At 67.0% G+C, this 6,266-nt stretch carries 4 protein-coding genes; 3 read left to right on the top strand and 1 reads right to left on the bottom strand.

Features of this window, described 5'->3' with window-relative positions; translation table 11 throughout:
* The 3 genes from QHF89_RS33240 to QHF89_RS33230 all read left to right on the top strand — a co-directional run.
* On the top strand, positions 1-194 hold a 194-nt coding region (locus QHF89_RS33240; RefSeq protein ID WP_284721232.1), incomplete at its 5' end, for a hypothetical protein.
* A gap of 516 nt (positions 195-710) precedes the next feature.
* Positions 711-2,063: a hypothetical protein gene (locus tag QHF89_RS33235; protein ID WP_136971532.1), complete on the top strand. Its 1,353-nt coding sequence runs from the start codon at positions 711-713 to the stop codon at positions 2,061-2,063.
* Positions 2,064-2,084: 21 nt separating this feature from the next.
* A complete protein-coding gene (locus QHF89_RS33230; RefSeq protein WP_136971533.1) occupies positions 2,085-2,969 on the top strand; it encodes a hypothetical protein in 885 nt (294 codons plus the stop codon).
* Between the two features lie 31 nt (positions 2,970-3,000).
* Here QHF89_RS33230 and QHF89_RS33225 read toward each other — a convergent pair whose 3' ends face one another.
* Positions 3,001-6,255: a PAS domain S-box protein gene (locus tag QHF89_RS33225; RefSeq protein ID WP_136971534.1), complete on the bottom strand. Its 3,255-nt coding sequence runs from the start codon at positions 6,253-6,255 to the stop codon at positions 3,001-3,003.
* Positions 6,256-6,266 lie beyond the last annotated feature (11 nt).

Raw genomic sequence — 6,266 nt, 5'->3', positions numbered from 1 at the left:
TGGCGCAAAACAAAGCCGGCGACGCCGAGATCCAGGCACGGCTCGCCGTCCGCGTGGCGCTCGAAAAGGCATACGGGATGCTCCGCGCCGCATTCCCGGGGCAACGCAAGCTCGTCGAGTCGTTCTTCTTGCGCCGCGAGCGCAGCGCCAAGAAGGGCGGAGGCGAGAGCGGGGGCGCGGGGAACGAGGGCTGATCGCCGAAACCTCGCTTTCGTCGCTGGCAAATTCTGCCCCGAGAACCGGATCCCGTCTTCGTGCATGCGCGAACGACGCACAGGAGCCCCCAACCCGCACCTCTCGCCCCTCCGAACTCCGCACCGGACGAGCGCGACGCCATTCGGAATCGGAAAATCGTCGCGCCCGACGCGCCCGGCGCCCCTCGCGCACGCCCGAACGACGCGCCGGGGCTCCTGTGCATCGTTCGGACATTTCCAAACGTGACGCACACCACTCCTGTGCATCGTTCGAGCATGTCCGAAGGACGCACCGGGAGACCGTCGCGGGATTTGCGCGCGTCCGAAGGCGGAAACCTGCTTTCATGCCGTGATTTGCCGGCCTCCAGGGCGAAATCTGGCGAGGGCGGGTGCCTGGGGCCGAATGGTTGCGTTCCTTTCGGGGCCCATGGCAAAAGGCTCGACGGGAAGAACGCAGTCCCGCTCACCGCCGCGGGCGTGGCTGGCGCGTGCCCGTGCTCATTGAAGGGTCTGCCGATGCTTCGTCGCGTCTTCGCCTGGTGCTTGCTGCCGATCCTTCTCGTCTTGTGCGCGCCGAGCGTCGCGCGTGCGCTCACGTTCCGCGTCTGCGTCAAGCCACCAAATGTCCCGCCCGGCGTGAACCAGTGGGCCTATGACCTGGGGGCGGCGACGGTGTGGACCACCAAAAGCCAGGTGGAGTTCACGCAGAAGGCCGAGGGGCATGCCGTTTACATCTACGATCCTTATGTGGGGCCCGAGAGCGTCCGGCTCTTGCCGATCCCGTACAACAAGCTGAAGTGCCCGCCGCCGCCGCCGCGGCCGGAACCAGCGAAGGTGCCGGCCGAAGAGAAAAAGGCAGCGGCGCCAGCCAAGGCGTCCGAGGGCTCGAAGCCTCCGCCGGTGCAAAAAGACGAGCAAGCCAACGCCATTCCATCCGGCGCGAAGAAGATGCCGGAGCGTCCGCCTACGAGCCCGCGGCCGTCGCCGCCTCCGCCCGAGGGCGTGCTGTCGAACGAGCCGCTTTTGCCATCGACCTCCACCTTGCCGAAGCGGGACGAGGTGCACCCGCCGAAGTGCGTCGATGAGCAATGCACGCTCGTGGATCGGGGCGGGGCGCTGCCGGAGCTTCAACATCGGCAAGGGCGACCGCTCGTGAGCGCGGTCCCGTGCGCGCAGACGAAGGACGGATGCACGGGCAAGGGGGATGGGGCCGGCAAAAACAAGGCCCTGACGCCGATCGAGCGGATGGTCCGCGAGTTGACGATCGCCTCGGCGATGCTGAACGGCGAATTCAATCACGACCTCTCGCGGAAGGACGGCAAGCGATTCGGCATCATCGGCGGCGATAACGAGGACGGCGTCGATAACGCCATCGTGCAAGCCGCGGCGGCGATCACGCAGATCGCCTCCGGTGTGCTCATCGGCCAGGCGGAGACGTTCGCCAAGAAGCTGGAGGAGGCTTGCGCGAAGAAGGCGCCGCTCATCCTCCAGGGGGCCGAGGAGCTGTCCAAGGAGACGGCGGAGCTGTTGGCGAAGCAGTACGGCGTGGACATCGCGGTCGGGCTGGAGCAAAACGGAGCGATCGGTGCGTACGAGGTGATGCGCAAGTTTACGGAGAACCTCGGCGGCTCCTATCAGGCACACCACATCCTGGAGGTGGCCATGGCGGACAAGCTGCGTTTCGCGAAGAACCTCGACAAGCTGCCCGCCGTGATCTTGACGGAGGCAAAGCACAAGGAGATCACGCGCTTGCTAAACCAGGTTCGGCCGCCGGTCATCAACCGCAAGACCGTTTGGAAGTTATACGAAGACGTCTATAAGGACTATCCGCACTGGCTCGAAGCCATCAAGCCCTACTTCGGGAAGTAAGAAGTCATCGAGACTCTAGACATGTGGACAGAGGTACGAATCCTCCTCATCAACAAGCGCTTCCCGGGGGGACCGCAGACGATCCTCGGCCCTGCGGGCTGCGGTCCCGACGTTGCAGTCCTCGACGAAGTCGCGAACTGCACGCTCGTCACTCTCGACGAAAGGGACGAACGCCTGCCGCTCCTCCTGGGTTTGCTCAAGGAGTACGACAAGGATTGGACCTTGCGACGTCGCGACCGCTTCACCGACGAGGAACTCGAAGCGGCGCGCCTGCTCGTCGTGCGTTATTGGGCCCTTCCGGGCAGCATCTTCGCGGGGCCGCGGGTCGGCACGACCTACGAGATGTCCGAGGCGTGCCAACGCTGCGGCGCAGGGGCGCGGCAGACGTCCGCGCTGGTCGTCGATGGCAAGGAGCTTCATGTCCTGGAAGGCCGGCGCGCGGCAGCGACTTGTTATGACGACATGCTCGTCGACGAGAAGCTGGCCGGCGCGCTCGCGGAGAGCGGCGCGACCGGACTCTCGTTCCGGGGCGTCTTCGCGGCGTTCGAGAAGCGGGGCCACTTCCAGCTCCCGTGGCGTCAGCTCTGTGCGACGCACACCTTGCCTCCCATGTCGCCTCGATCGACCGGCGTCGGGCCCTACCTACCCTGCCCATGCGCGCGGAGCAGCTTCGAGACGTTCGAAGAGGTCCCTCTCCGCCTCGCTTACCGTGCCTCCGATGTCACCGATATCCGCGACGTCAACGTCACCTGGGAATGGTTCGGCGAGGTGGGCTTCGAGGGCGACGTGAGCAACGCCCTCTTCCCGTATCCCTTTTTCCTCGTCACCCCCAAGGTCTGGCGCATCTACCGCGATGCCGGCGTCACCGAATTCGACTGGATCCCGATCCGCGTCGTCGACGAATAGATCCGCACCGTAGAAAGAACGGCGCTCGGCTTTACGACACCGCCCGTTTGCGCCGCGTCACTTGCGCCACCGTCGCGACGAACCCGAGCGGATCGATCGGCTTCGTCACGTGCGCGTCGTAGCCGGCTTCGAGCGATCGGGCCTTGTCCTCGGGGCGCGCGAAGGCCGTCACGGCGACGGCGGGCAGGTCGCCGAGCCCCGCGGCGCCACGCGCGCGCACCTCTCGAATGAGCGCGAATCCATCCATCCCGGGCATTCCGAGGTCGCTCACCATCACGTCCGGCTCGTTCTCCGGGTTGTTCAGCAGATCGAGGGCCTCGAATGCCGAGGCCGCCGTGATGACCTTCGCCCGGCGATCTTCCAGCAACCGCTCGACGAGCTCCCGCGCGTCCGGCTCGTCGTCCACGACGAGGACACGAATGCCTTCGAGGCTCGGCGTATCGGCGACGGGCGCGCGCGCGAGGTTCGGCCAGAGCAGAGGCCGCGTGTCGTGCTCGGGACCGGGGGCGACCGCGGGCATCGTCGGCAGGTCGACCACGAACGTCGCGCCTTTTCCGAGCCCCGCGCTCTCCGCGTGCACGCACCCGCCGTGAAGCTCGACCAGGTGTTTTACGATGGAGAGCCCGAGGCCGAGCCCGCCATGACGGCGTGACGTGGACGAGTCGGCTTGCCGGAAACGATCAAAGAGGAGCGGCAGAAACTCCGGCGCGATCCCCTGTCCCGTATCCGTGACCGCGAGCCGGAGGTGGGCGTTCGTTCGGGAGAGCCGGATGTCCACGCGGCCCTTCTTGGGCGTGAATTTGATCGCGTTCGCGACGAGGTTCCACACGACCTGCTGCAGGCGATCCGGGTCGCCCATCACGGTCGTGTCCGCCGGCTCGTACGCGGCTCGAATCGCGATGCCCTTCACCTCCGCGGCGTGACGGACGGACTCGATGGCCGCGTCGATCACCTTCGGCAAATCGACGCGCTGCACGTGGAGGCGCAGCTTTCCGGAGACGATCCGGCTCACGTCGAGCAGGTCCGAGATGAGCTGCAATTGCAGGCGCGCGTTGCGCTCGATGACCGACAAACCCTTTTCCAGGTTCTGCGGCGCCTGCTGCGAGGTGCGGAGCAGCTCGATCCAGCCGAGGATGGGGGTCAGCGGCGTCCGGAGCTCGTGCGACATCGTGGCCAGAAATTCGTCCTTCATCCGGTTGGCCCGCTCGGCCTCGCTCCGCGCGGCCCGCTCGCTCCCGAGCAGCGATTCGCGCTCCGCCTCCGCCGCCGCCCGCTCCGTGATGTCGCGGATGATCCCCGCGAAGAATCGCCGCTCGCCCACGAAGAACTCGCTGACGGCCAGATCCAGGGGGAACTCCGAGCCGTCCTTGCGTCGCCCGCGCACCTTGCGCCCGATGCCGATGATCTTTCGTACGCCCGTGCGCAGGTAATTCGCGAGGTACGTGTCGTGCCCGCTCCGGTACGGCTCGGGCATGATCGTCTTGACGTTCCGGCCGACGAGCTCGTTCGTGCCATACCCGAGCATTCGTTCGGCTGCGGGATTCGTGGTCTCGATCGTGCCGTGGTCGTCGATGGTGATGATCCCGTCGACAGCCGTGTCCACGATGGCGCGCAGGCGCGCCGCGGCGTTCCGCGCCGCCTCGATGGCCTGTTTTCGTTCGGTCACGTCGCGCGTCATGTTGGAGAATCCGCGGAGCGCGCCGGTCTCGTCCCGCAGGGCCGTCAGCACGACGTTCGCCCAGAAGCGCGTGCCGTCTTTGCGAACGTGAAACCCCTCCTCCTCGAAACGCCCGTGCCTCGCTGCCAGGATGAGCGAGCGCTCCGGTTTGCCCTGGGCGACGTCCTCGGCGGGGTAGAACTGGGAGAAATGCCGGCCGATGACCTCCGCGGCCGTGTATCCCTTGAGCCGCTCCGCGCCGGCATTCCAGCTCTGCACGCGGCCTTCGGGGTCGAGCATGTAAATCGCGTAATCACGCACGCCCTCGACGAGCAGGCGATACCGCTCCTCGCCCTCGCGCAAGGCCCGCTCGACCTGCCTTTGCCGCAGCGAGGCTGCCAGGAGGATCGCGATGGATTCGAGGAAGGTGATGTCGTCGCGGGTGAACAACCGCTTTCGCCGCGTGTGCGCGCCGAGCACGCCATAGGGTTGATCTTGCTCGCCGGCGATCGTCACGCTCATCCCGCTGACGACGCCGTGGTCGTGCAAGAGCGGAGGTCCGTGGAAGCGCGGCTCGGTCCGGAGGTCCTCCACGATCACGGGCACGTTCGATCGCAGCGTATATCCTGCCTGGGACTGATCGTCGGCCCCGACCGTGGCGTGCCCGACCAGGCCCGTCGCCCACCCCACGCCGGCGCGGAGCAAGAGCCGCTGCCCCCCGGGTATCAATTCCAGGACCTTGCACAGCTCGATTTCGAGCGTCTCGGCGACGAGCTCGACGGCACGATTCATGATGCGCTGGACGTCCTTTTCCACGAGCGCCATGTGCCCGAGCGCGGCCACGGCCGCCTGCTGGCGCGCCCGCGCCCGCGCCTGCTCGGTGGCCCGCTTCATTTCGGTGACGTCCAGGATGACGGCGCCGACCGAGGTGACCGTCCCCTCGGGCCCATGCACCGGGAAAATCGCGTCCAGCCAATGCCTGGTTTCGCCTGGCCGGGCCGGGGTCTCGCCGCTGATTTCCAGGTGCGCGATCGGCTCGCCCGTCTGAAAGACATCGTGCAGCGCCGTGGTGACGGTGATGTGGGGCAGGACCTCGTGCGGGGGGCGGCCGAGGTGGGCCTCGACGGGCAGGCCATTGATCGCGGCGAGCCAGTCGTTGACGCGGAGAAACCGACCTTCCCGATCAAAAAAGGCGAAGCCCACCGGCGCGTGCAAGAACAGGGATTCGAGCTCGGCCGTGCGTTCCTGGATCCGACGCTCGAGGACGGCGTTCCCGCGGCGGGTCGCCGCGAGGGAACGGTGGATGCATTCGCCGAGGGTGCTGAGCACGAGGCCGACCGCGACGAACAAAGCGACGGCGAGGCCTTCGAGCGGCCGGAGGAGGAGCATACCGGCGAGGGCTGCCATTCCCGTCGCGGCGAGCCCGGGGCCAAAGCCGCCGTGCGCCGCGACGGCCACCGCGAGGACGAGCAGGAGCAGGAGCGCAGGCGTGTCGATGACGGCCTGCAAGCTCAGGCAGAGCGCCACGGTTCCCGCCGTCACGGCGACGGCGACACCGTAGCGGGACAGGACGTCCCAAAGGAACCTTTTCGATTTCGACGACGGCGGCTCGTTTTTCCGATCCGTCATGACGGCGTGCC

It is taken from the genome of Polyangium sorediatum (genome assembly GCF_029946465.1).
GTDB lineage: Bacteria > Myxococcota_A > Polyangia > Polyangiales > Polyangiaceae > Polyangium > Polyangium fumosum.
Note: the sequence above shows the minus strand (reverse complement) of the source record. Positions and strands in the feature narration are given on the sequence as shown.